The 24,025-nt window shown below is 58.6% G+C and carries 26 protein-coding genes; 17 read left to right on the top strand and 9 right to left on the bottom strand.

Annotation, left to right across the window (positions count from 1 at the left end; translation table 11 throughout):
* Positions 1–8 precede the first annotated feature (8 nt).
* Complete coding sequence (locus HNQ64_RS01745) at positions 9–368, top strand: hypothetical protein (RefSeq protein WP_184204601.1); 360 nt, start codon at positions 9–11, stop codon at positions 366–368.
* Positions 365–1,480 carry a glycosyltransferase family 4 protein gene (locus HNQ64_RS01740; RefSeq protein ID WP_184204599.1) on the top strand — a complete coding sequence of 372 codons (1,116 nt, stop codon included), beginning with the start codon at positions 365–367 and terminating at the stop codon, positions 1,478–1,480. The genes HNQ64_RS01745 and HNQ64_RS01740 overlap by 4 nt, the downstream gene beginning before the upstream one ends.
* Here the strand turns inward: HNQ64_RS01740 and HNQ64_RS01735 are convergent.
* The gene (locus HNQ64_RS01735; RefSeq protein ID WP_184204597.1) at positions 1,458–2,315 is read right to left on the bottom strand and encodes an alpha/beta hydrolase; all 858 of its coding nucleotides are present in this window, start codon (positions 2,313–2,315) and stop codon (positions 1,458–1,460) included. The genes HNQ64_RS01740 and HNQ64_RS01735 overlap by 23 nt on opposite strands.
* Before the next feature lie 66 nt (positions 2,316–2,381).
* Here HNQ64_RS01735 and HNQ64_RS01730 point away from each other — a divergent pair, with 66 nt between their 5' ends.
* The 7 genes from HNQ64_RS01730 to HNQ64_RS01700 all read left to right on the top strand — a co-directional run bounded on the left by HNQ64_RS01730 (position 2,382) and on the right by HNQ64_RS01700 (position 7,394).
* Positions 2,382–2,819: a GNAT family N-acetyltransferase gene (locus tag HNQ64_RS01730; protein ID WP_184204595.1), complete on the top strand. Its 438-nt coding sequence runs from the start codon at positions 2,382–2,384 to the stop codon at positions 2,817–2,819.
* An 81-nt stretch (positions 2,820–2,900) separates the two neighbouring features.
* Positions 2,901–4,148 (top strand): type II secretion system F family protein, encoded by a 1,248-nt coding sequence (locus HNQ64_RS01725; protein ID WP_184204593.1) that lies wholly within the window; start codon positions 2,901–2,903, stop codon positions 4,146–4,148.
* 142 nt (positions 4,149–4,290) lie between these two features.
* Positions 4,291–4,743, top strand: a complete 453-nt coding sequence (locus tag HNQ64_RS01720; RefSeq protein ID WP_184204591.1) for a type II secretion system protein GspG — start codon at positions 4,291–4,293, stop codon at positions 4,741–4,743.
* A 32-nt stretch (positions 4,744–4,775) separates the two neighbouring features.
* A complete protein-coding gene (locus tag HNQ64_RS01715; protein ID WP_184204583.1) occupies positions 4,776–5,240 on the top strand; it encodes a pilus assembly FimT family protein in 465 nt (154 codons plus the stop codon).
* Positions 5,241–5,244: 4 nt separating this feature from the next.
* Complete coding sequence (locus tag HNQ64_RS01710) at positions 5,245–5,688, top strand: type II secretion system protein (protein ID WP_184204581.1); 444 nt, start codon at positions 5,245–5,247, stop codon at positions 5,686–5,688.
* A gap of 3 nt (positions 5,689–5,691) precedes the next feature.
* Positions 5,692–6,468 carry a prepilin-type N-terminal cleavage/methylation domain-containing protein gene (locus HNQ64_RS01705; RefSeq protein WP_184204579.1) on the top strand — a complete coding sequence of 259 codons (777 nt, stop codon included), beginning with the start codon at positions 5,692–5,694 and terminating at the stop codon, positions 6,466–6,468.
* A complete protein-coding gene (locus HNQ64_RS01700; RefSeq protein WP_184204577.1) occupies positions 6,468–7,394 on the top strand; it encodes a type II secretion system minor pseudopilin in 927 nt (308 codons plus the stop codon). Before HNQ64_RS01705 ends, HNQ64_RS01700 begins: the two co-directional genes overlap by 1 nt.
* 8 nt (positions 7,395–7,402) lie before the next feature.
* On the opposite strand, the gene HNQ64_RS01695 is transcribed toward HNQ64_RS01700, so the two are convergent.
* From HNQ64_RS01695 to HNQ64_RS01685, 3 genes are read right to left on the bottom strand one after another with little or no spacing between them, the layout of a single operon-like run.
* On the bottom strand, positions 7,403–8,623 hold the full coding sequence (locus HNQ64_RS01695) for a DUF1501 domain-containing protein (RefSeq protein ID WP_184204575.1): 1,221 nt from the start codon (positions 8,621–8,623) through the stop codon (positions 7,403–7,405).
* Positions 8,624–8,628: 5 nt separating this feature from the next.
* A complete protein-coding gene (locus tag HNQ64_RS01690) occupies positions 8,629–10,128 on the bottom strand; it encodes a DUF1800 domain-containing protein (RefSeq protein ID WP_184204573.1) in 1,500 nt (499 codons plus the stop codon).
* An 8-nt stretch (positions 10,129–10,136) separates the two neighbouring features.
* The gene (locus HNQ64_RS01685; RefSeq protein WP_184204571.1) at positions 10,137–10,643 is read right to left on the bottom strand and encodes a hypothetical protein; all 507 of its coding nucleotides are present in this window, start codon (positions 10,641–10,643) and stop codon (positions 10,137–10,139) included.
* Between the two features lie 131 nt (positions 10,644–10,774).
* Here HNQ64_RS01685 and HNQ64_RS01680 point away from each other — a divergent pair, with 131 nt between their 5' ends.
* On the top strand, positions 10,775–12,013 hold the full coding sequence (locus tag HNQ64_RS01680; RefSeq protein WP_184204569.1) for an alpha/beta hydrolase family protein: 1,239 nt from the start codon (positions 10,775–10,777) through the stop codon (positions 12,011–12,013).
* Positions 12,014–12,024: 11 nt separating this feature from the next.
* On the opposite strand, the gene HNQ64_RS01675 is transcribed toward HNQ64_RS01680, so the two are convergent.
* Both HNQ64_RS01675 and HNQ64_RS01670 read right to left on the bottom strand, forming a co-directional pair.
* Entirely contained in the window at positions 12,025–13,179 is a 1,155-nt protein-coding gene (locus tag HNQ64_RS01675) for an AraC family transcriptional regulator (RefSeq protein WP_184204568.1), read from the bottom strand.
* 11 nt (positions 13,180–13,190) lie between these two features.
* A complete protein-coding gene (locus HNQ64_RS01670) occupies positions 13,191–14,333 on the bottom strand; it encodes an ROK family protein (RefSeq protein WP_184204566.1) in 1,143 nt (380 codons plus the stop codon).
* A gap of 153 nt (positions 14,334–14,486) precedes the next feature.
* Here HNQ64_RS01670 and HNQ64_RS01665 point away from each other — a divergent pair, with 153 nt between their 5' ends.
* From HNQ64_RS01665 to HNQ64_RS01650, 4 genes are read left to right on the top strand one after another with little or no spacing between them, the layout of a single operon-like run.
* Positions 14,487–15,641 carry an LLM class flavin-dependent oxidoreductase gene (locus HNQ64_RS01665; RefSeq protein ID WP_184204564.1) on the top strand — a complete coding sequence of 385 codons (1,155 nt, stop codon included), beginning with the start codon at positions 14,487–14,489 and terminating at the stop codon, positions 15,639–15,641.
* A 58-nt stretch (positions 15,642–15,699) separates the two neighbouring features.
* On the top strand, positions 15,700–16,746 hold the full coding sequence (locus HNQ64_RS01660; RefSeq protein ID WP_184204562.1) for a Gfo/Idh/MocA family protein: 1,047 nt from the start codon (positions 15,700–15,702) through the stop codon (positions 16,744–16,746).
* Between the two features lie 50 nt (positions 16,747–16,796).
* Positions 16,797–17,591: a GxxExxY protein gene (locus tag HNQ64_RS01655; protein WP_184204560.1), complete on the top strand. Its 795-nt coding sequence runs from the start codon at positions 16,797–16,799 to the stop codon at positions 17,589–17,591.
* 56 nt (positions 17,592–17,647) lie between these two features.
* Positions 17,648–18,919, top strand: coding sequence for an MFS transporter (locus tag HNQ64_RS01650; protein ID WP_184204558.1), 1,272 nt, complete (start codon positions 17,648–17,650; stop codon positions 18,917–18,919).
* Between the two features lie 2 nt (positions 18,920–18,921).
* Here the strand turns inward: HNQ64_RS01650 and HNQ64_RS01645 are convergent, their stop codons facing one another.
* Entirely contained in the window at positions 18,922–19,932 is a 1,011-nt protein-coding gene (locus HNQ64_RS01645; RefSeq protein WP_184204557.1) for a hypothetical protein, read from the bottom strand.
* Positions 19,933–20,473: 541 nt separating this feature from the next.
* Between HNQ64_RS01645 and HNQ64_RS01640 the strand changes: the two genes are divergently transcribed.
* The gene (locus HNQ64_RS01640; RefSeq protein WP_184204555.1) at positions 20,474–20,677 is read left to right on the top strand and encodes a hypothetical protein; all 204 of its coding nucleotides are present in this window, start codon (positions 20,474–20,476) and stop codon (positions 20,675–20,677) included.
* Positions 20,678–20,725: 48 nt separating this feature from the next.
* A complete protein-coding gene (locus HNQ64_RS01635; protein WP_184204553.1) occupies positions 20,726–21,118 on the top strand; it encodes a hypothetical protein in 393 nt (130 codons plus the stop codon).
* Between the two features lie 244 nt (positions 21,119–21,362).
* Here the strand turns inward: HNQ64_RS01635 and accD are convergent, their stop codons facing one another.
* Both accD and HNQ64_RS01625 read right to left on the bottom strand, forming a co-directional pair.
* Positions 21,363–22,205 carry an acetyl-CoA carboxylase, carboxyltransferase subunit beta gene (gene accD / locus HNQ64_RS01630; RefSeq protein ID WP_184204551.1) on the bottom strand — a complete coding sequence of 281 codons (843 nt, stop codon included), beginning with the start codon at positions 22,203–22,205 and terminating at the stop codon, positions 21,363–21,365.
* Positions 22,206–22,337: 132 nt separating this feature from the next.
* The gene (locus HNQ64_RS01625; RefSeq protein ID WP_184204550.1) at positions 22,338–23,141 is read right to left on the bottom strand and encodes a ComF family protein; all 804 of its coding nucleotides are present in this window, start codon (positions 23,139–23,141) and stop codon (positions 22,338–22,340) included.
* Between the two features lie 119 nt (positions 23,142–23,260).
* Here HNQ64_RS01625 and HNQ64_RS01620 point away from each other — a divergent pair, with 119 nt between their 5' ends.
* Positions 23,261–24,019 carry a fibronectin type III domain-containing protein gene (locus tag HNQ64_RS01620; RefSeq protein ID WP_184204548.1) on the top strand — a complete coding sequence of 253 codons (759 nt, stop codon included), beginning with the start codon at positions 23,261–23,263 and terminating at the stop codon, positions 24,017–24,019.
* Positions 24,020–24,025: the final 6 nt, after the last annotated feature.

The raw sequence follows: 24,025 nt of genomic DNA, 5'->3' as shown, positions 1-24,025 counted from the left end.
CTCCCGTTTTGATCGTTGCTCTCATCCATCCTGATGGCCGTCTGACTCCCCTGGCGGGAGAGTTTAAGACGGACCCCACCAGCATCGCCGCCCTAGGCCATGCAGTCCATGCCGCAGGGCATGAGCTGGCACTGCGCACGGGTACATCGGATGTCCGCAGCATCACCCTCCATGGCGCGCAGAGCTGTCTCACTCTGCTGCCTGTGCCACAGGGAGTCCTACTGCTGGAGCACGATCCCCACGTGCCTCATGCAGCCTTGCAATTGATGGCGCAAAGTTACCTCTCCCAGCCAGCCGCCCGCCCGCCGGTGCAGCCTACCGCTGCCTCCCTCAGTCTGGCAGATGCCCTGCACGCCACTGCGCCATGAAGCTCGCGCTGATCCGTCGCCAATTCACCGCCACGGGTGGTGCAGAGTTGTATCTCCAGCGCCTCGTCGCGGCGCTCGTAGCCGCTAATCATGAAGTGCATCTGTATGCAGAAAATTGGGAGGGTGCGCCCGCAGCCGTCACACTCCATCGCGTGCCTGTGAAAGCGCCGCGTGCTTTACGTCCAGTCCGCTTTGCAGAAGCCGTTGCTCAAATGATGGTGCCTGTGGATTACGATGTGGTGTTCAGTCTGGAGCGCACCGTGTCTCAGGATGTTTACCGCGCTGGAGATGGGGTGCATAAAGTGTGGCTGGACCAGCGCCGTCACTACGCCTCCTGGTGGCGTCGGCCCTTTGTCGGCTTGGGGGCTTTTCACAGCAACATGATGGCGCTGGAAAAGCGCACCTTTGATCCCGCTGTGACCCGCCAGATCATTGTCAATTCAGACATGGTGCGGCAGGAGATCCTGCGGGAATTTGGCTACCCGGCGGAGTGCATCCACCTCGTGCGCAATGGCATCGAGACAGCGCGTTTCCAGCAGGGGGATCGCTCAGGCACCCGGCAGAAATTCGGTTTGGCAGACAGTGATTTTGTCATGCTTTTTGTTGGGTCGGGCTGGGAGCGTAAAGGATTGCACTTTTTGTTACGCCTGATGGGGCGTTTGGAAAAGACGGACCCCCGCGTGAAGCTGCTGGTGGTGGGCAAAGGCAAGCTGCCGGGGAATGTGCCCCGGAATGTCATCCTCGCAGGCCCCATGCCGCAGGTGGAGCATGCCTACGCCGCTGCAGATCTACTGACCTTTTTGCCCATTTATGAGCCCAGCTCCAATGTGGTGCCGGAGGCCCTCGCCAGCGGTCTCCCCGTCATCACCAGTGCTTTTAATGGCGCGGCTGAATGGTTGACGGAAGGGGTCAATGGCCACGTCCTCCCGGCCCCGGAAGATACCGATGCCTTAGAGAAGGCGGTGCGTTATTGGATGGCGCGGCCCGAAGCCCGCCCGGTGCCTTGTGAACATGCCTTGGACCTGGAAACGAATGTCCGTGAGACGCTGCGCGTGCTGGAGCAGGTGGCTGTGGCGAAGCGAGACGAAGCTAACGCTTCGGTGCCTGAATAAACTTCACCACTTGCTGAAAGCCCGCATCGCCCGCTTTGGCCATTTCATGGGCGACGGATCCATGATCACGGTTTTTGATCTTCTTCACGGTGAGATGCGGGTGCCCCTCCTGCCGCAGGGCAGCGGCCAGCAGTTCGTTTTCCTCTGCCCGTAGAGCCATGTCTTTATCGGCATAGAGGATCAGCATCGGCGGGGCATCTTTCCGGGCGTGGTTCAGGGGCGCGGCAGCATCAGCGATGAGGCGGTTTTTAGGCAGCCCACGTTCCAGGCGGATGGTGTAGTGAGTCAGCGTTTGTCCCGCCACCGGCACCAGCCCGGCGATGTCGGCCAGCTTCAGCCCTTGAGCGGCGAGGTATTGGTCATCCAGTCCTGCCATGAGCGCCAGGTAGGCACCAGCGGAGTGCCCGCCTAAAAACACCCGGTCGGCATCTCCACCATGCTCAGCGATGTGCTTTTTCACCCAGGCAAAAGCTGCGGCTGTGTCCTCAATGTAAGCTGGGAACTTGGCCTTCGGGCTTAGGCGATAGCTGATGCTCGCCACGGCGATGCCCGCCTGGGCAAAGTGCCGGGCGATCTCAGGCTGATGGGGCCCGTCTTTGCTCCCTGCGGTGATGCCACCGCCATGCAGCCACACCAGTGTGGGGAAGTTTTGGGCACCCACCGGCAGGTAGAGATCCAGCAGGCAGCGTTCCGCCTCATAGGCACTCAGCGCAGTCCCTGTTTTATAAGGCAGATCCTTCAGCACTTGCGGTGGCGCATTTTCGGCAGCGGCAAAACTCAATGTGAAAAGGCTGAGGCCCAGCACCCAGGTGCGGCAGAGAGAGGCGAAAGACATGGACATAACTCCCCGGAGTATGACAAGGTGAGCCCACCGGGCAATAGCCGGATCTCTGAGTCACTCATGCCTCCCTCTTTTCTTTTTCGTGAAGCACTGGCAGAAGACCAGGCCGCCATGGCGCGGATCTATCATCGCTGCCTAGCCTCAGCAGCCTGGATGCCCCCGGAAGTGGCTGCCGTGGCTGACTTTGACCGGGATACCGAGGATGAGCGTTTGTTTGTCGTGGAGTCCGCAGGCCGGGTCATCGGTTTCATCTCCATCTGGGAGCGCGAGTCCTTCATTCATCACTTGTATGTGGATCCAGAGGCGCAGGGTTGGGGTGTGGGCCCCCGTTTACTCACTGGCCTTGAGGAGCATGTGCCACTGCCCTGGCGGCTGAAATGCTCCTGTGACAACCATCGTGCCCACCAGTTTTATCTCCGCCAAGGGTGGCTGGAGCGTGAAACGGGGGACTCTGATACCGGGCCCTACTGGCTCATGGAAAAACTTTCCCCTGGGTGACAGCCCCGTCACCCGCAGGAAGTCGTAAAGGCTGACAACGTCTTTGCAACAAACGCGGGCTGTGCTTGTCTCACGCCTTCCATGCCTAACTTTGCTTACCAAGCTGCAGACACCACCGGCCGCGATGTTTCCGGAACCATCGAGGCGCAGGATCGCGCCTCGGCCCTGCGTCTTCTGGCGGGCAAAGGTTTGCAGCCTTTTAAGATTCAGGAAGCTGCTGGCAAAGCCGGGCCAAAGATCGCCACCAAGGCTAAGGCCGGCGAAGTGGTGGATGAAACCGCCCCCATTAAATTGAGCAATGGCCAGCTCCAGCTCTTCACGGAAGAGCTTTCAGAACTGCTGGAGGCAGGCATGCGCCTGGAGGCGGCTTTGAAACTCATGGAGGGTAAAGGCACCACCGGCACGCACAGCCGTATCGCGCGTCGTTTAGGCAATCTCATTCGCGAAGGTCACCCCTTCAGCAGTGCCTTGCGCCAATCATCCCCCTCCTTTGGGGAACTTTTTTGCTCCGTTGCAGCAGCAGGGGAGGCCGGCGGTTCTTTGGCGGATGCCATGCGCAGGCAGGCGCAGTACCTAGCCAGCCTGCGTGAGATGCGGAGCAAGGTGGTGGTGGCGCTCATTTATCCAGGCTTTTTGTTATTCTCTGCCGTGGGCGTGGTGATCCTTTTCACCACCTTTTTGATCCCCCGCCTCAGTATGATGATGTCACGCATGAAGGGCGGCGTGCCAAAGGGCATCCAGGTGGTGATGCAGATCTCTGACTTCATGCGCAATTACTGGTGGCTGATCCTGGCCGTGATCGCGCTGGTGGTGTTGGGCTTTTTTGTTTGGGCGGGTTCCAAGGCTGGCCGCCCCGTTTGGGACCGCGTGCGGTTGAGGTTTCCACTCGTGGGAAATGTCTTGATCACCAGTTTCCACAATCAGTTTTTGGAAACCCTCGCCAGTTTGACAGGCGGTGGGTTGCCCCTCCTCAAAGGTCTAGAGCTTGCCTCACGGGTGTCTTCGAACGTGTTTATCCAAAAGCAGTTAGAATCCGTCATCACCAGTGTGCGAGATGGGGCCTCGTTATCTCGAGGCCTGGAGAAGACCGCACTCTTTCCCATCAAGCTTCTGGAAATGGTACGCATCGGCGAGCACACGGGGGATCTGAGTGGTACCTTGAGAAGAACGGCCGATCGCTGCGGTCGTGAACTGGGGAAGAGTCTGGAAAAGATGATGGCCTTGATGCAGCCCGTCATCATTCTCATCATGGCGGGCCTGGTCGGCGTGATGGCTTACATGATGATTTCGGTCATTTATGAGACAGTCTCTGCCTTGAACTCACGCTAAGAACGATTCTTTATCACCGCCAGAACTAATCCCGAACATTTTTGCTCTCCAAGGCCTCCAACTCTACCTTATCTCTGTGAATGACTGATGGGCAGTTCCGTGTCTTCTCTCCCCTTCAGACCTCTGTCTTGATTTACCTTCCATGAATACCCGCCTCCAACTTCCGTCTCGTATCACCACTGTTTCCTCTCAGGTCCGCACTTCACTGCGCCAGGGCTTCACTCTTATGGAAATGATGCTGGTGCTTGCGATCATCGCTTTGCTCATCGCCATCGGCGCAGTCGCGCTCAAAGACGTTTCGGGCACGTCTGAAATCATCGCGGCACGGGCTCACATCGGCACCATCCGCACCACCATCATCAGCTACAAGACTTTGAATCGCAGCCTTCCGGGGAAACTGGAAGATCTGGTCACGCCTCCGGCGAATGCGAAGGTGAAGAAGTCCCTAATTTCGGAATCTGGCATCACGGATCCTTGGGGGTCTAAATACCAATACCGCAGCCCTGCTAAAACCAACAATGGCCAGCCTTTTGAAGTTTACTCCATGGGGCCCGACAAAAAAGACGGCGGTGACGACGACGTCTATGCAGACTGAGTCGTAGCACCGCCTGTGTGCCGCCTAACGTCATGAAAATCACCCATCGAGATGCTCTTGCCTCTGGTTTCACTTTGCTGGAACTCGTCGCGGTGATGAGCATCATGATGCTGGTGATTGGACTCGGGTTCGCTAGTTTTTCGATCTTTGACGACTCCGACCCGTTTGAGAAACCCGCAGAGCGGCTGTCGCTCATGTCTAAGTTTGCTCTGAATGTGGCGGTGCTTCAGCATCGCACCATGACCATCGCTTTTGATAAAAAGGGCTTTGGCGTGAGAGGGGCAGACATGCCCGGTGGCTCGTATTTCACGGTGCCTGAGAACATGAAGGTGATGGTGATGCGCTGGGGTGGCAAAGATTGGGAAAAAGCGGAGGGGCATACCTGGATCTTCGGTGAGCAAGGTATCTGCGAACCGATCCGAGTGCGTCTGCAAACCAACTCAGCCGGCTCGCGCGAATTGGCCTTCCATCCCTTGACGGGGGCGTTGGTGGACTAACTTCATGAACCTTCGTCTCCAGCGCTCACCGCATAAAACCCGTGTTCGAAAAAGGCTCGGGGGCTTTACACTTTTAGAGGTCCTTTTGGCCTTGTCGGTCTTCAGCATTGCGGCCTTGGCTTTGGTGGGAACCTTGTCACAGATCGCCCGAGTCAGTTCGGATTCTCAGCGGCTGCTGGAGATCGAACAGAGTCTGGAATCCTTCATAGATGAGTATGGGAAGATGCCCCAGATCCGTGAACTGGAGGAGCAGATCAAACCTGGGGCTGACGGCGTCGCCTATCGCGTACTGATCCAGCAGGTGAAAGATTTGCAGAATCAAGAAGGGCGTTTCCTGCAAAATACCTTTCGCATTCAGGTCACTGCGCGCTGGGATGATGGGGACGGTGTCACAGAGCTGAACGCGGAAACCTATCGGTATGCTGGGGCCTTTCTGCCTTTGAACTGAGTTATGGACACTCACCTCCATTCACCACGCCAAGGTGGCTTTACCCTGCTGGAGATCCTGGTCGCGCTTTCCGCCTTCGTCCTGCTCATGGGGGGCATTTTTGCCATCGCCAGTGGCACGATGGAGTTGGGTGAAAACATGACCTCCATCCAGGAGCGCTCCGTCATTCGCCAGAATTTCATTTCCTTCATTCGGCGCTCATTTAGGAACTTGCCAGGAGAGGCAGAGATCCGCCTTTCCGTGCAAGCGCGGGGCAGCAGCTACGTGCCGAGCCTGAACTTTGTGAATGCAGGCACTTCATTTACTCCGGGCACGGCTTTACCTCCAGATACCAGTGTGGATCTCTTCGCTGAAGAGCGGCCCGGCGGCTACCTACGGGTGGGACTGCGCATGCTGGATGAGCGCCAGACGCAGGCACTGCGAGCGGGCCAGAGCGTGCGCTACACGAAGAACCAGGGCGTCACTCCGCTGATGGACAATGTGGGTCGTTTTGAATGGCGCTTTTATGACCCTGCCAGCAACCGCTGGGAAAATAACTGGAAGCAGAACCGCCGCCCATTGTTAGCCGAGCTGAATTTAAAGCTGGATGATGGCTTTGAAACTCGCGCCATCTTTTGGATTCCTCCCGTGGTGCCAAATCAGGTCACGGGCGGATTGATTCCTCCTCCCTTTGATCCGAATAACCCCAACGATCAAAACAATCAAAACAACCCGCCAAATCCTGACGGCGTGAATCCACCTGCTGGCGGGGTAGGAATGCAGCCTTTGCCCCAGCAGTGATGAAACCATGCCCTTCATTCACGATGGTTGATCAGGCCCGCCAGCGCGGGGCAGCGTTGCTGGCTGTATTGTGGATCATTGCCTTGCTCCTCGGACTGGTGGCGGCCACTTCGCTGTTGCTGATGCAGGACATCGAGCTCGCTGCGGTGAAACGCCAAGTTTTCCGGGCGCGCATGCTTTCCGAAGCGGCTTTGGCCATCGCCATGAATCCGGATGTGAAGGCCGATGATCCCCTCCTGCGCCGACAGGTGGCAGAGGATGAGCGCTTCCTGGTGGAAATGACCGGTGAGGACGGTGTGCTGAACCCGAATGTGCTTTTGCAGCGTGAGGATAAGGACACTCTGCGCCGAGTATTTATGTACTGGGGCATGAATGTACAGCAGGCGAATATCTTGATAGATCGTTTGTTAGACTGGGTGGATGGTGATGACTTTGCCCGCGTGCAGGGCGGAGAAAGAAAGCTGTACAACCGTAATGGCATGCCCTTTAACCGACCGTTTCGGTCCATCGAGGAAATGTCCCTCGTCAGTGGTATGGAGCTGGTGGAGCAGGCTTATCCACAGTGGCGTGACTGGTTCAGCCTCTACGCCAGCGGTGTCCTGGACGTCAATTCCGCGCTCCCTGAGGTGATGGCGGCCGTGACCGGGACGGACATTCGGTTCGCTCAAAATCTGCGTAATCAGCGGGTAGGTCGAGACGGGCAGCTCAATACGGAAGATGACTTGGAGTTGGATATCGCCAGCGCCCTGGCCATCTTGGGCATTCCTTCAGGAGATGCCCGCGCGACTCTGCTTTCAGCCAATAGCAGCACCCGCCGAATCTTGGTGAAAGTACAGGTCGGGGATCTGGAGCGCCAAACCGCTGCCGTGATTAAGGGCGCGCCTGGTCAGGGATCCTCCACCATTCTTTGGATGGGGGAAAAGTAACGCGCCTTTTACATCAGCCCCACCTTTTGAGGCACGATACCGGGGAATACCTGGGTAGCTTCTTGGGTGGTTAAACCGAGGCTGCCGCGCAGCACTTCGGCAAACACTTGCCGGTAATCCGTCTCTGCGATGAGGCCGCCGGGGCCCGGGGTATTCACATTGACATCATCATCCGCCTGGATGGGCCACCCGCCGATGACTTGCCCGCCTTTGACGCGATCTCCCAACGCCATGAGGGTGAAACCACGTCCGTGGTCCGTGCCCAACGAGGCGTTTTCATACACACGCCGGCCGAACTCGGTGGTGACCATGATGGTGTAGCGCGCACGGTGCTCTTCCAGATCTGTCTCCAGCGCGGCGATGCCTTCTGCTAAGAGTTTGATCTGCTGGGCCTGAGTGCCACTGCTGTTGCCCTGGAAAAAATGCGTGTCCCAGCCGCCTAGATCAATGCAGGCCACTTGCAGTCCCAGCCGTGCTTTGACCAGCCGCGCTATTTCACGCAGGCCACTGCCGAAAGGAGCACTCGGGTAGGTGGCTCCGTGGTCGGGGCCATCCGTGCGCTGTTGCAGGGCGGAAAGACGACGAAAAAGATCCAGCGTCTCTAGCCCACGTTCACCCAGCAGGCTGACATCGGCCCCATAGAGTGACTGGAGCGCGGTCACCACTTCTTCAGCATGTTTGCCTGCGGCTTTGAGGCTGATGTCCTCCAGGTGCTCCAGCACGCTGACGGCGGGGGCTCCGCGCAAAGATTCCGGCAAGGTGGTGCCGATGGCTACGGCGGAAAGTGGGGACGCCTTTGCCCCAGCGCGCAGGCGCAGGTAACGCCCCAGCCAGCCACCCCCCGCCGGGATACCATGCATGGAATCACCATGCTCCATCTGGTCCTGGCATTCAAAATGAGAGCCACTGGTATTGTCCACCCCCACAGATTGCACCGCCCCCAGTCGCCCTTCTTGATACGCCGCTTCGAGGGGTTTTAGCGCAGGGTGCAGGGCGTAGTGATCATTGAGCCGAAGCGCGGCATCGCTGCCTTTGCCCGGGGCTGGAATGGCCAGGGCTGGGCGCAGGCGGTAGTACCGGTCATCCGCATACGGCACCCACAGATTCAGCGTGTCTGCCCCGCCACGCAGAAAGATGTGAATGAGGGTGTGATCTCCCTGCACCTCCGCCATGGTGGGTGTGGCAAAGGCGAGCTTGGAAAGCAGAGCGCGGCGGGTGAGGGAAGGCATGCGAGTTAGCACCTCTGAAAGGCTGGGCTGGCCAGGATGAGCCCGATGGCGGAAGCGGAAGAGTCTGGCGAAAACTGGGTCAGGGTGGCCAGCTCGGCCCCGGTGGGCTGCCTGCCGATGAGGTGGCCAAACCAGCGCCCGAGTTCTGCCTTCGTTCCCGGTTCTCGCAGGGCTTTGTGCAGTGGGTGCAGGTTCACCTTTGCTCCCAACTGTTTGTTAGCCGCTAGGGCGAGGGCGAAGTTCCAGCGCCACATCAGCGTGCCCATCCAGGGCAGTTCCTCGTCCGGGTAGCCATCCGGAGTGGGGTATTGAAACAGCCCGTGACCCATCCGTTGCAGAGGCTCGAGGATGCTTTGATCCGCCTGCGTGTCGGCCGCCACAGCCCGCAGTGCAGAGACCATGAACTTGAAGGGACGTTTGAGTAGCTGACCGCGACTGGCAAAGAATTCGTCAGATTTGAAGATCACTCGCAGCAGGCTACAAATATCTCCTTGAGTGCGGGTAAACTCTGCCGCCACTGTTTGCAGGAGGCTGGCCGGTGGGGTGGGGCTGACGAAACGCCGGCACAGTTTCAGTGCGATGTATTGTGCTGTGGCTGGATGCTTGCAGACAATGTCCACCAGACGGTCCAGATCCTTTGGGCCCCCGCCCGCCGGGAGAGTTTGTCCTAGCACCTCCTTCGTGCCGTCATCGTGCCAGTCTGGGCGGAAGTAGGACTCCCCTTGATTGAGAGCGAAGACACGTTTGGGGTCAAAGGTCCAGCCGCTCAGGCAGCGGGCAGCTTCATACACATCCTTCTGCGTGTAGCCTCCATGCACGCCCAGGGTGTGCAGCTCCATCAATTCGCGCGCGTAGTTTTCGTTAGGCTGGTCGGTCGTGCCACGGCGCACCTTGTTGGTTTTGCCATCCAGATAAACCAGCATGGCCGGGGAGGTGGCGGAAGCGCGGATGAGGTCGCGGAAGTTTCCCAAGGCATGCTGGCGGATGACGTCGCGGTCATCGCTCGGCTTGAGGTAGATGCAGTCACCCTTTTCCAGATCAATGTTGAGGTGATCCGTCCAGAACTCCACCATCACTTCAAAAAGCTGTCGGCGACTGTACACTGCCCGCAGTAGGGCATGCCGGGTCAGCTCCTCCCGCAGCACGGGTTTGCGGAATTCATAGGCATCACCCGCACTGAAGTAGAGAGATTCAAACCGCTCTGCCCGCAGGTCACAGGCCGTGTCTGAGATGGAGTCTGGGTGCAGTTGCTCCTCGATCCAGGCATCTCGACCTTTCTTCTTCAAGCTGGCCACGTCTCCCGGCCAGGGGCCGAAACTGGCGCGCGAGAGGAGATGGAAATCAGGATCAATGTCCACGCTCTCTGCCGGGTGCAAATGCGCCGGTACACCTTCGCCTAACAAATTTTGATTAATGGCGTTGGTGATGCGCTCACAACTGGCCAGCACGCTGGCACTGCTGCCCAGGGTCACGGTTTTGAGGAGGTCTCGGCGCGCCAGTTTCATGAGCATAGTTAAAGGGCCGTGTTTTCCACCGGGCTAGGGGTGGCGAGAGCGGGTACTTTGCTAAATCTCGCCCGCAGGGCAATACCCCAGCCCAGAACGGCCATAAGAGGCAGCAAAACCGCCCAACCTACGACGGGGAGAAGTGCACAGAGGATGAGTGTGAGGCCGCCATGTTTCGTCTGCCGCCAAGGCTCCGCCTGGGGCCACAGCCGCTCTCCAATCAGCGAGGCGATACCCCCCGCGCCCATGAAACCCCAGGCCACGATGACCCCGCCCAGCAAGACGGCGACGGCCCCCATCTTCGGCACCTTGGACAGGATGGCGATCAGCACCACGCTGCCAATGAGGGGAATGAGCCCCAGCAAGAAGCATTTGAGAAGTCCCTTTTTCGCCGCCTCCTGCTGGCGTAGTACGGTCTCAGGCCATAACCCACGGGCGAGGAGCCAGAGGGCGGGCAGAGCGATGACAAACCCGGCTGCGATGAGCAGCCACATGAGAACGGTGGAGAAGAGCATGGGGAAGGGAGTGAACGAGTGGCTGAACGCATGACTCCCCGCTCCGGTAACGAAGATAAAAAAACCTGCGCGATAAATTCAGGTTTCCTTGGAAACTGACCTCCATCGCGGCGTTATGGAGAGTCCACATCATGAAGTTTTTGACCGCTCTTCTTCTCTCCTGTGTCACCCTGGTCTCCGCTGAACAAGTGGGGCCGTGGAACCTGGATGCACTCAAAAAAGCCCCCTCCATGAAGTGGCTGAACCAGGCCACGCCCGTGCACTCACTGCTCTACACTGGCGAGATGTATCAGGATAAACCTACGGAGGTGTTCGCCTTTTACGCCTCCCCCATCACGCTCGGAACGGCCCAGTCGGGCACCAAATTCCCCGGTGTGGTCTTGATCCACGGAGGCGGGGGCACGGCCTTCGCGGAGTGGGCCTATCTTTGGGCCAAGCGCGGTTACGCCGCCATCGCCATGGACCTCTCAGGTTCCCGCCCCCCTGATCCCGTCTTCGATGCCCAAACGGGAGCTCCCAAAGGCCACCAATCCGAGGCGAAAGAACGCACCCGCCTGCCCAATGGCGGGCCTCCTCATGGAGCCCCTGAAAAGTTTGACTCCATCGGCGGCAGCATCTCGGACGACTGGCCTTTCCATGCCGCTGCCAGTGTCATCCGTGCACACTCTTTGTTACGCAGTTTCCCTGAGGTGCAGGCAGAAAATACAGCGGTGACTGGCATCAGTTGGGGCGGGTACACCACCTGTCTGGTGGCTTCGCTGGATGATCGTTTCAAGGCGGCTGTCCCTGTTTACGGCTGTGGATTTCTTTACGAAGGTGAGTCTGTGCAAAAGCCCTCCATTGATCGCCTGGGAGATCGCCGGGCGGACTGGGTGCGCGAGTATGATCCTTCCAGCCTGCTGCCCCGCTGCCGTGTGCCCATCCTGTTTGTCAATGGCACCAACGACATCCACTACCCGCTGGATAGCTACATGAAGAGTTACAACGTCGTGCCGGGAGAGAAGCAGATGCGCATCCAGGTGAACATGGCGCATGGGCATCCGCCTGGTTGGGCCCCACAGGAAATCGGCCTATTCATTGACTCTAAATGCCGTGCTGGCCTGCCCCTTACCGTGCCGGGTTCACCTATCGTGGAGGGAGGCCAAGTGAAAGTCAGCTACACAGGAGGTGCCCCCCTGAAAGAGGCTAAACTGCACTACACCACCGACTCCGGCGTGCGTGCGAAACGCACCTGGAAAAGTGTGGATGCCGTCATCCGAGACGGCACAGTATCCGCGCCTAAACCCCCGGCGGAGGCCAATACCTGGTTCCTCACGCTCACGGATGAACGCGGCGCCATGGTCAGCACAACGGTGCAGCTTCAGCCTTGAGGCATGCCACCCTAGATCTTCCGGCGCTGACGGTACTGTCCCGGTGTCTGTCCCTGCCTTTTGCGAAAGGCCTCCGCCATGTATTGCGGGTGGGTAAAGCCCGCCCGCTCAGCAATGGCATCCAGCGTCAGATCCGTCTGCGTCAAAAGCCGTTCCACGAGGCCAAAGCGGATGCGGTTGATCTCCTCCCCTGGAGAGCGGCCGATCTGTTTTTTCATCTGCCTTTCCAAGGCACTGCGTGAGAGTGAGGCAGCCCGCGCTACCTCATCCACCCCGAGATTTTCGGTCGCGTGCTGGCGGATGTAGGTCAGCGCCCGTGCCAGTCGTGGATCTTCCACCGCCACGATGTCTGAGGACTGCCGCACGATGAAATCCCCCGCTGGCAGCAGCGTGCGTTCGGGCGGCCGGGTGCCCGTGCGAATCCACGCATCCAGCATTTGCGAGGCCGCATAGCCCACCGCTTGGCCGCGCAGTTGCACGCTGGAGAGGGGCGGCCAAGCCGTCTCACACAGCAGTCGGTCATTTTCAGCTCCCACCACCGCTACCTCCTCCGGAACAGAGATGCCTGCCCGCCGCGCTGCATCCAGCAGCCAAAAACCTAACTGGTCATTGCTGGCAAAAACGCCCACCGGTTTTTCCAATGAAGTTAGCCAGTCAGCCAGCGCCTGCTGGTGCTCATCCCAGCGGGGGCGCTGGCTCGGGGAAAAAGCCTCAAACACCGGGCAGGCAAAGCCCTCACTTTTCACCGTCTCCGTAAACCGCTGAATGCGCTCGCGAAAGAAATCGAGCGAAGGATCTAGATACGCGGCGAAACGCTGAAAACCCCGGCTGCGCAGATGCACCGCTACCCGCACGCCGATCTCGCTATTGTCCATACCCACAAAGGGAAAAGGCTGATCAGGTGAGGAATCTCGCAACTCCATGACCGGCAGGCCAGTGGCCTTCAGCCGCTGCAGCATAGCTGCATCTCCTGTGCGTGCTAGGATGCCGTCCCCGGGCCATTCCTCTAGCCACGCTGGGTAACTGGACAGCAGATCTCGCGGCTCCAGATAGAGGGACCACGGGCCATGTTCCGCCACGTAGCGCCGTACCCCAGCCACGATGTCCTGCCCATAGGTGCGGGAGGTATCCACCAGCATGGCGATCTGCGGGATGTGCGCGGCCATCAGGGAGGGAGCTACAAAAGTTTTCCTCCATTCACCTCGGGGATCCAGGCCTCCATGGCCAGGCTGGCAGCTCCCAGGGCGCCCGCTTCATCCCCGAGATCTGAGGGGACAATGAGCGGCGGCATTTCCCTGAGCACGGGCATGATCACCGTGGCCTGTTCCGTGATCGCTTGGCAAAAATGTGGCCCCAGGGCCGTCAGCGGCCCATGCAGGAAGTATCTCTCCGCATCAATCAAGAGGTGCAGCAGCCCGATGACTCTGGCGTAGTCAGAGATCACCAGGTCCCAGGCCTTTCCCCTCTCTCCCGCCAGCCCTTTTAGGGCCGCCCGCAAGTCCATCGGCTGAGTATCCTGTCTGCCTCCGGTGAGGCGGCGCCACACCATGGGGGCCGTCAGCTCATCATGCAGTTCCCCCCCACCACCTTGCAGTGGCCAGGGCCAGCGGCCGATCTCGCCCGCCGCATGGTGGCCGCCTCTCAGCAGTTCACCATTTTTCATGATGGCGATGCCAAAGCCACTTCGTGGACCCAGGATCACGTAATCGTCCAACTCGCGCCCCCCGCCAAACCAACGCTCTGCCAGGGCGATAGCGCGCAAGTTATTTTCCAAGGTGACGGTTACAGGAAAGTCCTCACTGAGTTCCTGCACCAGCGGCACATTTTTCCAGTCGGGGATGAAGGCGTACTGCATCGCCACGCCTAACTCCGAATTCACCAATCCAGGGGCTCCCACGCCCATGCCTAGCAAAGGGCCCGGGGCCAGCTTTCCCAGTCCTACCACCACACTGCGGATCTCTCTCAGCACCGTCTGGGTGTTCGTTTTGGGCGGCAGTGGCCTCACCAGAGATGCCACCTTATGGCCGGCAAAGTCCACCCTCACAGCCTGCACACGTTCAGCATTGAATTCCACCCCGGCAAACCAGCCTGCATCCGGGATCAAGCTCAGCTTCCGCTGAGGGCGGCCCATGGCTCCCTGCTCCAGGCCGGATTCATTCACATAACCGAGCGCAATTAAGTGATCCACATAGATGCCCACGGTCGAAGGGGAAAGATTTGTCACTTTTGACAGACTGCTGCGTGAAGACGCATGCTGCCCGCGCAGTTGCAGGAGGATGGAAGCGAGGAGGACGGATTGGTCTGCGGGCTTGGTGCGCATGGGAAGAGACTACTTACTGCATGTCTTCTCAGAAATGCGAAATTAATCTTGCAAAGATTGAACAGGATTTTACAAAATTCGATACTGCATAAATGGAGATAAGTTACAGTATTCCTCGTCCTCCGCGCATTTTCGGCCATCCCCCCACCCCCGATGCCTTCTCCCATTCCTGTCCGCACGGCCTCACGCCAGGCTGAAGTCGCTTGGTTTTCCGCTCTCTGTGCGGATGACTATGAGTTTCTAGGCATTCCAGACGGGCATTTGCGCAGCAGTTTTGCTCATTGCAGTCACATCGTCCAAAAGGCGGACTCGCATGGCTTTCAAAACATCCTGCTCCCGTCAGGTTGGATCGCGGGCCAGGATGCCCTCACCTTTGCCGCAGCGCTGGCTCCACAAACACGCCAGATCAATCAACTCGTGGCTCTGCGCATGGGCGAAGTCTGGCCGCCGATGCTGGCGCGGGCCATCGCCACGGTGGACCATCTCTCGCAGGGGCGTCTGTGCCTCAATATCATCTCTTCCGACTTGCCTGGCTTGAAGGAAAGCAACGAAGTCCGCTATGGCCGTAGTCGAGAGATCATTCAGATCTTGAAAAAACTCTGGTCCACAGAAGGGTCTCTGGCGTGGCAGGGAGAACACTACCAGTTTAACCTACCCACCTGTGATCCGGCAAAACCTTACCAGCAAAATGGGGGGCCATTGCTTTACTTCGGCGGCATTTCTCCCCTCGCCCAGGATCTGTGTGCCCAGTTCTGCGATGTCTTTTTGATGTGGCCAGAGACGGAGGCGCGACTGGAGGCCACCATGCGCGGCATGGCAGAAAAGGCAGCCTCTTACGGACGCCAGATTGACTTCGGTCTGCGCATCCATGTCATCGTCCGGGAGACCGAGGCTGAGGCCCGCAACGCAGCGGACCGATTGATCTCTCGGCTCGATTTAGAGAAGGGACAAGAGATCCGGAACCGCTCCATGGACAGCCAGAGTGCCGGAGTGCTGCGCCAGGATGAGCTGCGTGCGATGAGTCCAGATCTCTTCATTGAGGACCACGTCTGGTCTGGCATCGGCCTTGCGCGCAGCGGCTGCGGCAGCGCCATCGTTGGGGATCCGGATCAGGTGCTGGCGAAACTTCATCGTTACATGGACCTCGGCATCCGTTCCTTCATCCTCAGCGGTTACCCGCATCTGGAGGAGTGTGACCTCTTCGCCAAACATGTCCTCCCTCATCTGCCCACCTGTCGTTTGAATGAAGTCCAGGGCCGTCTCGTCCCCCAGCCCGTGACTCCTCTCACCACGGCCCCTAGAACTTAACGTTGTCCACTTCAGTGGCCCAAAAGTCATCTTCTCAGGCCTAACCATCTTTGATCTCATGTCTGCTCCCGTTCGATTTGCCCTTGCCGGTTTTGGTGCCTGGGGAAAACTTCATGCCCAGTCCATCGCGGGTAACTCAGAGGCTGAACTCATCGCCATCACTGCCCCCTCGGCAGCCTCACAGGCTGAGGCACGCCTGCTCTACCCCCAGGCACAGATCTTTGCCGATGCCAGAGAGTTGATCGCCCAGGCAGACTTTGAGATACTCGACATCGTCACTCCCAGCCACACACATCGCGATCTCGCCCTCGCGGCCATGAGCCGTGGCAAACATATCCTGTTGGAAAAACCGATGGCCATCACGCTGGACGATTGCAAGACCATTGTCGCGGCAGCTCAAGAGCATGGCGTGCAGCTTGCCGTCGGCCATGAGTTGCGTCTTTCTTCCCAGTGGGGAGAGATCAAAAAGATCATCCAGCGTGGCACCATCGGGGACCCGCAATACGTCTTGGTCGAGCTTTCGCGCAAGCCTTACCGCCTTGGGGCCAGCGGCTGGCGTTATGATCCACACCGCGTAGGCAGTTGGGTCTTGGAGGAGCCCATCCATTTTTTTGACCTCGCTCGCTGGTACTTAGAAAGCAGTGGAGACCCTGTGGAACTCCACGCTTATGGAAACTCACGGGATCCTCAGCGCCCTGATTTGTTCGATAATTTCAGTGCCATGTTTAAGTACGCCAACGGCAGCTACGCGGTCGTCTCGCAAACGCTGGCTGCCTTCGAGCACCACCAGACCATCAAAGTCAGCGGCACCCAGGGGGCCCTCTGGGCAGGCTGGAGCGGTGCTCTGGATCGGACTTTAGAGCCCAGCTACTTTCTCAAAGTCTTTGATGGTGAAAACCTCGAAAACGTGAAGATCGAAAAACACAGTGGAGAGGTCTTTGAGTTGCGGGAGGAAATCGCTCAATGTGTGGACATGGTCCGCACGGGTAAATCGCCCATCGCCACCGGGCTAGACGGTCTGTGGTCCGCCGGCCTCTGCCTCGTCGCCGAGGAATCCATCCGCCAAAAGCGGCCTCTTCCTGTGGGAGAGATGCTGGGTTTTTAAATCGGATGGGTAGAAAGATTGGGGGTAGAAAGATTCTTTTAAACTTTGTTATGCCTGTGGAATGTGATCTTCGATTTCCGCTGTTGGAGCGTGAGGCATTCCAGCATTTAGATTACCGAGTGATGGCTTGTGCCTTTGCTTCACATCGTGAATTGGGCCAACATTGCACGGAGGAAATTTACAGAAATGACCTCATGGGACGGCTAAGGGAAGAAGGTATTGGGCCATTGCATTCAGAAGTTCTTGTTTGGGTCAGGCATCATCGCTTTGCAAAAGACTACCGCCTGGATCTTGTCGTGGCACAGCAGTGTATTTACGAGCTCAAGGTCGCCAGATCCATCGCACCTAACCATGAGGGACAGATACTGAACTATCTTTTGTTAACGGATTGCGCTCATGGCAAGGTGTTGAATTTTTTCCCTTCATCATTGGAATCCCGTTTTGTAAACAAATCACTCACCCGTCAGGAACGCAGTCGATTCACTTTGACGCAGAATCGATGGCAAGGTGGGGAAGAGCTCAGAAAAACAATGATTGATGCAGTTGAAGATCTAGGGCTATTTATAGAAACAGCTTTGTATAACCAAATATTGGTTCACCACTTTGGAGGTGCCGAGTTGGCCATGCAGAATCAGCCCATCGTTCGCAATACCCAGGTTTTGGGATGGCAACCTTTTCAAATGTGTGGGCCCGATGAGGCCTTCCGAGTGACTGCTTTACCCTTGCGCAGCATGAAGGCTCAGCAAACCAGCTTTCTAAAGATGCTTGCCCTGACAAAATTGAAAGCCTTTCATTGGATCAACATGAACGGCCATTCTCTTCATTTCACCACGCTCACCGTCTAAAATTTTTCTACCCTCAATCTTTCTGCCCCTCGCCTCAATTTGCTCCCTTCATCTCCATGACGTCATCCTCCAAATGGTACTCCGGTGTCACTCGTTATCAGTGGCTGGTGCTCATCGTGGCCTCGTTGGGGTGGGTGTTTGATGCTTTCGAGGGCCAGCTTTATAACATCACTCGGGCAGACATGCTGCCGGATCTCCTTCAGGTGAAAGGCGATGATCCTCTGGTGAAACTTTGGGGGGAGCGTTTTCTCGGCATCTTCCTTATTGGCGGCACTCTGGGCGGCTGGATCTTCAGCTCCTTAGCCGACAAATGGGGGCGGAATCCGGTGATGGCCCTCACCATTCTTTGTTATTCATTATTCTCAGGCCTAACGTATTTTGCCACGGAGATTTGGCATGTCGGAGTCTTGCGTTTTTTGGTCGCCATGGGCGTGGGGGGAGAGTGGGCCGTCGGTGCAGCTCTAGTGGCAGAGGTTTTTCCAAAACAGGCGCGTGAGCGTGCCAGCGGCATCTTTCATGCCACCAGTGTCATGGGCCTTTGGTTAGCGGCGGGTGCCAGTCTGCTGGTGGGCACGCAGTGGCGGTACGCTTATCTTTTGGGTGTCATCCCTGCCTTATTGGTGCTGTGGGTGCGCATCAGCATTCAAGAGCCTGAATCCTGGAAGCAGGCGAAACGAGACAAGGCGGAGCGCATGGGCAGTTTCACCGAATTGTTAGGAGATCCGATGTGGCGGCGGCGTGCTCTGTTAGGTGCAGGGCTGGCCATGGTGGGACTAGCGACTTTTTGGGGAGTCGTGGTGGCAGGGCAGGACTTGGCCGCAGATCTCCTCAAGCGCCTGGGGGATCCAGACTGGGCTCGTCAATCCAAGATCGCTTTCGGGTTCATCCAGACGGCGGGTGCCGGGTTGGGCATGTTAGCCTTCGGTCCCTTGAGTGCCCGCTGGGGGCGGCGGAGCACCTTCACGATCATGCATCTCACGGCCTTGGTGATGACGCCCGTCGTCTGCTGGCTACCGTCGCATTTCATGAGCTACGGGCTACTCCTCTGCCTGCTCCCCATTTTCGGTTTTTTTGCCCAGGGTATCCATGCCGGTTACGCCGTTTATTTCCCGGAGCTTTTCCCCACTCACTTACGCGCTACCGGCGCAGGTTTTTGTTTCAATACTGGCCGCATCCTGGCTGCGCCTGTTCTCATTTGGCTCTCTGCCTCCATGAAGTCAGCCTTTGATCTGCGGCTGGCCATTACTTACCTGGCGGGCCTTTTCCTCCTGGGGCTCGTATTTCTAGCTTTCTTGCCAGAAACCCGGGGCCAGGACTTGCCTGAGTGAGATCACTGCGCGGCGGTGGATTTCACCACATCGCGCGCCAGTTTTAGCACCTCACCACCATGTTCCATGATGAGGGATTTTTCCTTCGCGGGCTTGGTCGGCAGCGGCGTGGCTGGTGCTCCGCTAGGGTTGTACGGTTTGATGTCTGGCAGTGGAATGGTCTTTTTTGCCGGAGCTGCGTTGGCTGCCTGTGTATTGGCGGGTGCTGCCGGGCCTGTGGCTGCTGGAGGGGGCGCGGGTGGGGCGTCGGTAGCTGGCGTCGTCGTTTTAGGTGATGCGGGCGGCGGTGCTGGCGGTGTAGAGCCCTCAGGCTTGCTGGCTGGAGCCGAAGGCGGGTTGGCAGGGGCGGTCGGCGCCGGGTTTGGGGGGCTACTGGGACTTGCGGCCGTCGTTCCGGGTGGGGTTGTGGCCGGGGTCCCGGCCGTTGTCTGCGCCGTGGTCGTGCCTGGAGTCGTCACCACAGGCGTGGTCTTCATCTTCACCGCCTTGTAGAGCAGATTGTAGTTGTGGCGGATGGCGGCAGGGAAAGACACCCGGCCCGGTTCCACGATCTTCTCGCGCAGCAGTTTGGAAGAAAGATCCGCGACGAGATCGGTGCCGACTTTCACCGCTCTTTCGATCTGAGGGGCGGCTACGGAGGTGGAGGCTGAGGCACCACCTTTGATGAGCTCACTGCTGATGGTGCGGCCTTGCAGGGCCAGACTGCTCTGCGCAGAAACGAGATCACCTTCCGGGGAAAAGCTCAGTTCCAAGCTCGCGTGATCGTCTGAGGCAAAAAATCCCCGGCGGTGGTCAATGCGCACGGAGACGAAGATGCCACCATCTGGGGAAGGGGAGACCTCCGGCTGGTAGGTGCGGTAACCCGCCTCAGAGATTTCATACTCCGCTGCTTTGCCTTTGCGGGCCAGCCAGCCACCCAGGCTCAGGCCAAAGGCGTCCACATCCACTTCCACCTCAGCATGGGCAGGGGTGAGGAGGCCCAGGAGGGCGATGACGAGCAGGGGGCGTTTCATCAGAGTCATGGGGAGTTGAACGGGAGCCGCCTTTAAACTGTTTCTACATCTGTTTTATTCAAGGTGATTCACGACCGTGCCTGCCAGCACACAAAAGAAGCGCCGGGTGTCGTTAGGCCTGTGTGCTGAACCTTTCAGCATCAACCCGACACGCTCATGAAACCAACTTACCGAACCTTCGCCCTTCTCCTGCTGGGCCTCACTGCCAGTGTAGCCTCACTCGCAGCCCAGGAGACTCCTCCTCCTGCAAACCCCGCTCCGGAGGTGAGGCCCCCAGATGCCCCGCCCACCCCGCGCGCAAACCCTGCGCCAGAGGCTGACCGCCCCGCAGGAGATAACCCGCGAGGCCGCAGCCCTGAAAGCACGCCGGATAACCCGCGAGGTCGCAGCCCTGAAAGCACGCCAGATAAGCCGCGCGGTCGGAGTTCCGAAGAAGACACCCCGCCTGGGCGTGGCGCGCCCCGTCAACAGCCCCATGAACGGGGGGATACGCGTGGCTCTCCTGAGCGTGGACCCAGCCGGGAACGTTCAACGTCTAACAATGAGCGCGACCGAGGGGGAATGGATCGCCCGGAAGGTCGTGGCCGTGCGGAAGGGCCCCCTCATGAACGTGGGCGTGGACGTCAAGAACACCACTCCTCTTCCAGGCACCCGCAAGAGAGGGCTCACTTTGAGCGGGAAGATCGGGGGGCTGGCCGTCGCCAGCCACGTCATGAAGAAGGTCGTGGTGGCGAGTCACGCATGAGTCATCGAGGCGAAAATCGCCGGGGGCCTGCGCCTTCACGCTCGCGTCATGAAGGCGAAGCTCGGCTGGAGGAGCGTCTGGAATTCCGAGGTCCGCCGCGTGGCCCCGAAGTACCTCATGCCCACCTTCACCGTCATTCTCACCCAGATCATCGTGAGGGATCTCCTCCACGCTCCATGGCTTCGCCGCGTGGGCAAGGACACCAGGCGCATCCATCCTATCGAGGAGATCATCCACGTTCGGCCACTCCCCCCGCTCACCGTGGCCCTAGGGCAGAAAGTCACACCCCGCGCCCGGGAGGCCGGGGCCATGCAGAAGAACCCCGCCGGGATGGCCCCTCACGCGCACCTGAACACCACGAGCGCGGAAAAGGCGGGCCCGATGGAGAATCGCCGCGCGGACATCGCAAAGATCACATGGAGCGTCAGGGACGCCCCATGAACCGTGAACAAAACCGTGGCGACCACTTTCGCAGCGCTTAGACCGATTTCCAAAACCTTGTCCGAAAAGCGGCAACGGGGTGGGACGATTGGCGGCGTAACTCACTTGGCTGTTATCATCAAGATAGTAGCCTGCGCTCTTGCCACTCATCCCACCGCACCCGCCTTTTCAATCGGACCCTCTTTTTGGAAACCGGTCTAACAAACAGGTTTGCTAAAAAAATCCCCGCAGCGCGGAGTGTGGTTCACGCCACCTTCGCGCTGCTGACGTACTTGAGCAGATTCGCCAAAGTGCTGCGCATGTCTTTGCGCTCGACGATCATGTCCACCAGGCCGTGCTGTTTCATGAACTCAGCCGTCTGGAATCCTGGAGGCAGATCTGCATGGGTGGTTTCTTTCACCACTCGTGGGCCTGCGAAACCGATCATGCATTTAGGTTCCGCAATGATGATGTCACCCAGCGTGGCAAAGCTAGCCGTGACTCCCCCGGTGGTCGGGTGAGTGAGCACTGAAAAGTAGGGCAACTTGGCTTCTGCATGGCGTGCCAGGGCACCACTGGTCTTAGCCATCTGCATCAGGCTCAGGATGCCTTCGTGCATGCGTGCGCCGCCCGAGGCAGAAAAGACGATGACGGCTTTTCCCTCCGCTGTTGCGGCCTCGATGGCACGGGTGATTTTTTCACCCACCACACTGCCCATGCTGGCACCGAGGAAGCGGAAATCCATGACCGCGAGAAGCACTGGAACACCTTCAATGTTCGCCCGGCCCGTGACGACGGCTTCTTTCAGCCCAGTCTTATTTTGGTAGGCTTTCACTTTATCCACGTAGCCTTTGAAACCCAAGGCATCCACGGAATCGAGCGGCAGATCCATTTCCACAAAGGTGCCTTCATCCACCAGACTGGCGAGGCGTTCGCCGCTGCTGATGGTGAAGTGGTAACCGCAGTTCGTGCAGACCCGGAGGTTTTTGGCGAGTGTTTGCTCAAAGAGGCTTTCTCCACAGGAGGGACACTTGGTCCACAGCCCTTCGGGCATGTCCTGTTTCTTTTCACCCAGTTCGTTGACAGTGCGCTTTTTGAAAAATCCCATGATGTGATGTGTCGTCCCGTCTTTCACAAGCAGACTCCTCGTTCATCCCCGGATGGCTACCGCAGGAGCGGCTGTGAGAACACCCCACAACCTGAACCAAAAGCCCGATGGTTACCGGACGTGAGGCGGATACTAACCACGTGCTGCGGTAATCACCACCACTTTTTCTACCCCCGCCTGCTGCTTGAGGACTTTTGCACACTCATGGGCCGTCGCTCCCGTGGTGAGGACATCATCCACCAGCAGGATGTTCCGGCCCTTCAATTCCTGAGGTGGTCGCCAGGAAAAGCGGTGCGAGAGCGCAAAGGCTCCCCTTAAATTTGCCAGGCGCTTCCGTCTTTGCAGGTGGGCCTGGGCCACCGTCCGAGTTTGACGGCTCAAGGATTGCGCAGCGGGAATCCCCGTGCGTTGGGAAATTTGACGGCACAGTTCCCAACTTTGATTGAATCCCCGCCAAATTTGGCGGGAAAAATGCAACGGCACAGGCACCAGTAACCAGCGACGCAGATCCTCAGAGGCTAGGCGTGGATCTTCCAGTGCTGGCAGTAGCAGGTCCGCAAGGGCCGCCCGCAGTGAGAGATCGCGACCATATTTATATCGGTGGATCACCTCCCTCACCGGTTCGCTAATCTGGTAGCCCGCCACGGCGAAATCATACGCGACGCGGTGGCCCGTGCAGTTTTGACAGCGAAAGGCCTCCGTCATCGCACCTGAAAACATCTCCCCGCAGACGCTGCAATAAGGCGCGGTGGTCGCCTCCATGTCCTGCTGGCAAGTTCCGCAAAACCACGCGCCTACCCCTTGGCGCGGGGCTTCGTGCGGCAATAAAACCTCGCAATGACGGCAGAGCCGAGGGTAAAACCCATCCAGCACGACCTGGCACGTCTTTTGCCAAAAGTGCTGCACCGTACGGAGAAACTGGGAGGCCCTGGGCATGAAGCGGGAAGTGGAACTGGGACGCGCTACCTGCATTCCCTGAAAAAACAACTGCTTCCCTTCAGGAAGATCACATGCCTGCCCTTGCCAGATCTCGGAGCGTCTGCGTTACTGCATCCATGAGATGCCTGCTCGGCCTAGTTGTGATGGTTTGCCTCAGTTCCTTCGCCCAGGCGGTGGAGCTACTAGGAACTCCCCAAGTGCAAGTCACGCCGACTTCCGCCACCCTCTCCTGGAAGACAGATGTCGCCTGCGGCACCCGGGTCCATTACGGCTTCAGCGCAGATAAACTGGAGCAAAAGAGCGAAGGCCCCGTCACGGCCCAGCATGAAGTCACCTTGGTCAATTTAAAGGCTGGCACTGTTTATCATTACAGCCTCGGCAGTGCCCGCCAGCGCCTGCACAGCGCAACCTTTGAGACACCGGGTGCGAGCTCAGCGGTGGTGGCTCCATCTCCGTCTCCGGCCCCCTCACGCAAATCCATCTTGGATCAAGTCATCGGCCTGCTAGGCGCCGATGAAAAACCTGCGGCCAAACCACCCACCCCGCCCACTCAGCCACGGGCACCCCCCACGCACCAGACCTGGGGGCGAATGGAAACTTTGCAGGATCACTTTGTGAGACACGGGCCCGATTTCCAAAGCCGGACGGCAGATGACTATGCCGCGCAGGCCTGGCTCTTTCTCCAGCGGGCAAAGCAGGGCCAGTTACCCATGAAGTGGGACGATAGCGAGGGCACGCTGCGTGTGTTTGATCCTCAAACAAGGGCCTTTGCCGCTTACAATCGGGAGGGCCGCACCAAGACCTTCTTTCGGCCAGGCAACTCCTCCTACTGGCAGCGCCAGCCGGGGCGCCCCATCTCTAACCTGCCGTTTTAATTGCCC

The organism is Prosthecobacter dejongeii, assembly GCF_014203045.1.
Lineage (GTDB): Bacteria > Verrucomicrobiota > Verrucomicrobiia > Verrucomicrobiales > Verrucomicrobiaceae > Prosthecobacter > Prosthecobacter dejongeii.
The sequence above is the reverse complement of the archived record's forward strand: the minus strand, read 5'-3'. Positions and strand labels throughout refer to the sequence as shown.

Excerpts from the sequence above, each read along its gene's own strand:
- HNQ64_RS01740 (WP_184204599.1), top strand. The coding sequence starts at position 365 with ATGAAGCTCGCGCTGATCCGTCGCCAATTCACCGCCACGGGTGGTGCA.
- HNQ64_RS01735 (WP_184204597.1), bottom strand. The coding sequence starts at position 2,315 with ATGTCTTTCGCCTCTCTCTGCCGCACCTGGGTGCTGGGCCTCAGCCTT.
- HNQ64_RS01730 (WP_184204595.1), top strand. The coding sequence starts at position 2,382 with ATGCCTCCCTCTTTTCTTTTTCGTGAAGCACTGGCAGAAGACCAGGCC.
- HNQ64_RS01725 (WP_184204593.1), top strand. The coding sequence starts at position 2,901 with ATGCCTAACTTTGCTTACCAAGCTGCAGACACCACCGGCCGCGATGTT.
- HNQ64_RS01720 (WP_184204591.1), top strand. The coding sequence starts at position 4,291 with ATGAATACCCGCCTCCAACTTCCGTCTCGTATCACCACTGTTTCCTCT.
- HNQ64_RS01715 (WP_184204583.1), top strand. The coding sequence starts at position 4,776 with ATGAAAATCACCCATCGAGATGCTCTTGCCTCTGGTTTCACTTTGCTG.
- HNQ64_RS01710 (WP_184204581.1), top strand. The coding sequence starts at position 5,245 with ATGAACCTTCGTCTCCAGCGCTCACCGCATAAAACCCGTGTTCGAAAA.
- HNQ64_RS01705 (WP_184204579.1), top strand. The coding sequence starts at position 5,692 with ATGGACACTCACCTCCATTCACCACGCCAAGGTGGCTTTACCCTGCTG.
- HNQ64_RS01700 (WP_184204577.1), top strand. The coding sequence starts at position 6,468 with ATGAAACCATGCCCTTCATTCACGATGGTTGATCAGGCCCGCCAGCGC.
- HNQ64_RS01695 (WP_184204575.1), bottom strand. The coding sequence starts at position 8,623 with ATGCCTTCCCTCACCCGCCGCGCTCTGCTTTCCAAGCTCGCCTTTGCC.
- HNQ64_RS01690 (WP_184204573.1), bottom strand. The coding sequence starts at position 10,128 with ATGAAACTGGCGCGCCGAGACCTCCTCAAAACCGTGACCCTGGGCAGC.
- HNQ64_RS01685 (WP_184204571.1), bottom strand. The coding sequence starts at position 10,643 with ATGCTCTTCTCCACCGTTCTCATGTGGCTGCTCATCGCAGCCGGGTTT.
- HNQ64_RS01680 (WP_184204569.1), top strand. The coding sequence starts at position 10,775 with ATGAAGTTTTTGACCGCTCTTCTTCTCTCCTGTGTCACCCTGGTCTCC.
- HNQ64_RS01675 (WP_184204568.1), bottom strand. The coding sequence starts at position 13,179 with ATGGCCGCGCACATCCCGCAGATCGCCATGCTGGTGGATACCTCCCGC.
- HNQ64_RS01670 (WP_184204566.1), bottom strand. The coding sequence starts at position 14,333 with ATGCGCACCAAGCCCGCAGACCAATCCGTCCTCCTCGCTTCCATCCTC.
- HNQ64_RS01665 (WP_184204564.1), top strand. The coding sequence starts at position 14,487 with ATGCCTTCTCCCATTCCTGTCCGCACGGCCTCACGCCAGGCTGAAGTC.
- HNQ64_RS01660 (WP_184204562.1), top strand. The coding sequence starts at position 15,700 with ATGTCTGCTCCCGTTCGATTTGCCCTTGCCGGTTTTGGTGCCTGGGGA.
- HNQ64_RS01655 (WP_184204560.1), top strand. The coding sequence starts at position 16,797 with ATGCCTGTGGAATGTGATCTTCGATTTCCGCTGTTGGAGCGTGAGGCA.
- HNQ64_RS01650 (WP_184204558.1), top strand. The coding sequence starts at position 17,648 with ATGACGTCATCCTCCAAATGGTACTCCGGTGTCACTCGTTATCAGTGG.
- HNQ64_RS01645 (WP_184204557.1), bottom strand. The coding sequence starts at position 19,932 with ATGAAACGCCCCCTGCTCGTCATCGCCCTCCTGGGCCTCCTCACCCCT.
- HNQ64_RS01640 (WP_184204555.1), top strand. The coding sequence starts at position 20,474 with ATGAGCGCGACCGAGGGGGAATGGATCGCCCGGAAGGTCGTGGCCGTG.
- HNQ64_RS01635 (WP_184204553.1), top strand. The coding sequence starts at position 20,726 with ATGAAGGCGAAGCTCGGCTGGAGGAGCGTCTGGAATTCCGAGGTCCGC.
- accD (WP_184204551.1), bottom strand. The coding sequence starts at position 22,205 with ATGGGATTTTTCAAAAAGCGCACTGTCAACGAACTGGGTGAAAAGAAA.
- HNQ64_RS01625 (WP_184204550.1), bottom strand. The coding sequence starts at position 23,141 with ATGCCCAGGGCCTCCCAGTTTCTCCGTACGGTGCAGCACTTTTGGCAA.
- HNQ64_RS01620 (WP_184204548.1), top strand. The coding sequence starts at position 23,261 with ATGAGATGCCTGCTCGGCCTAGTTGTGATGGTTTGCCTCAGTTCCTTC.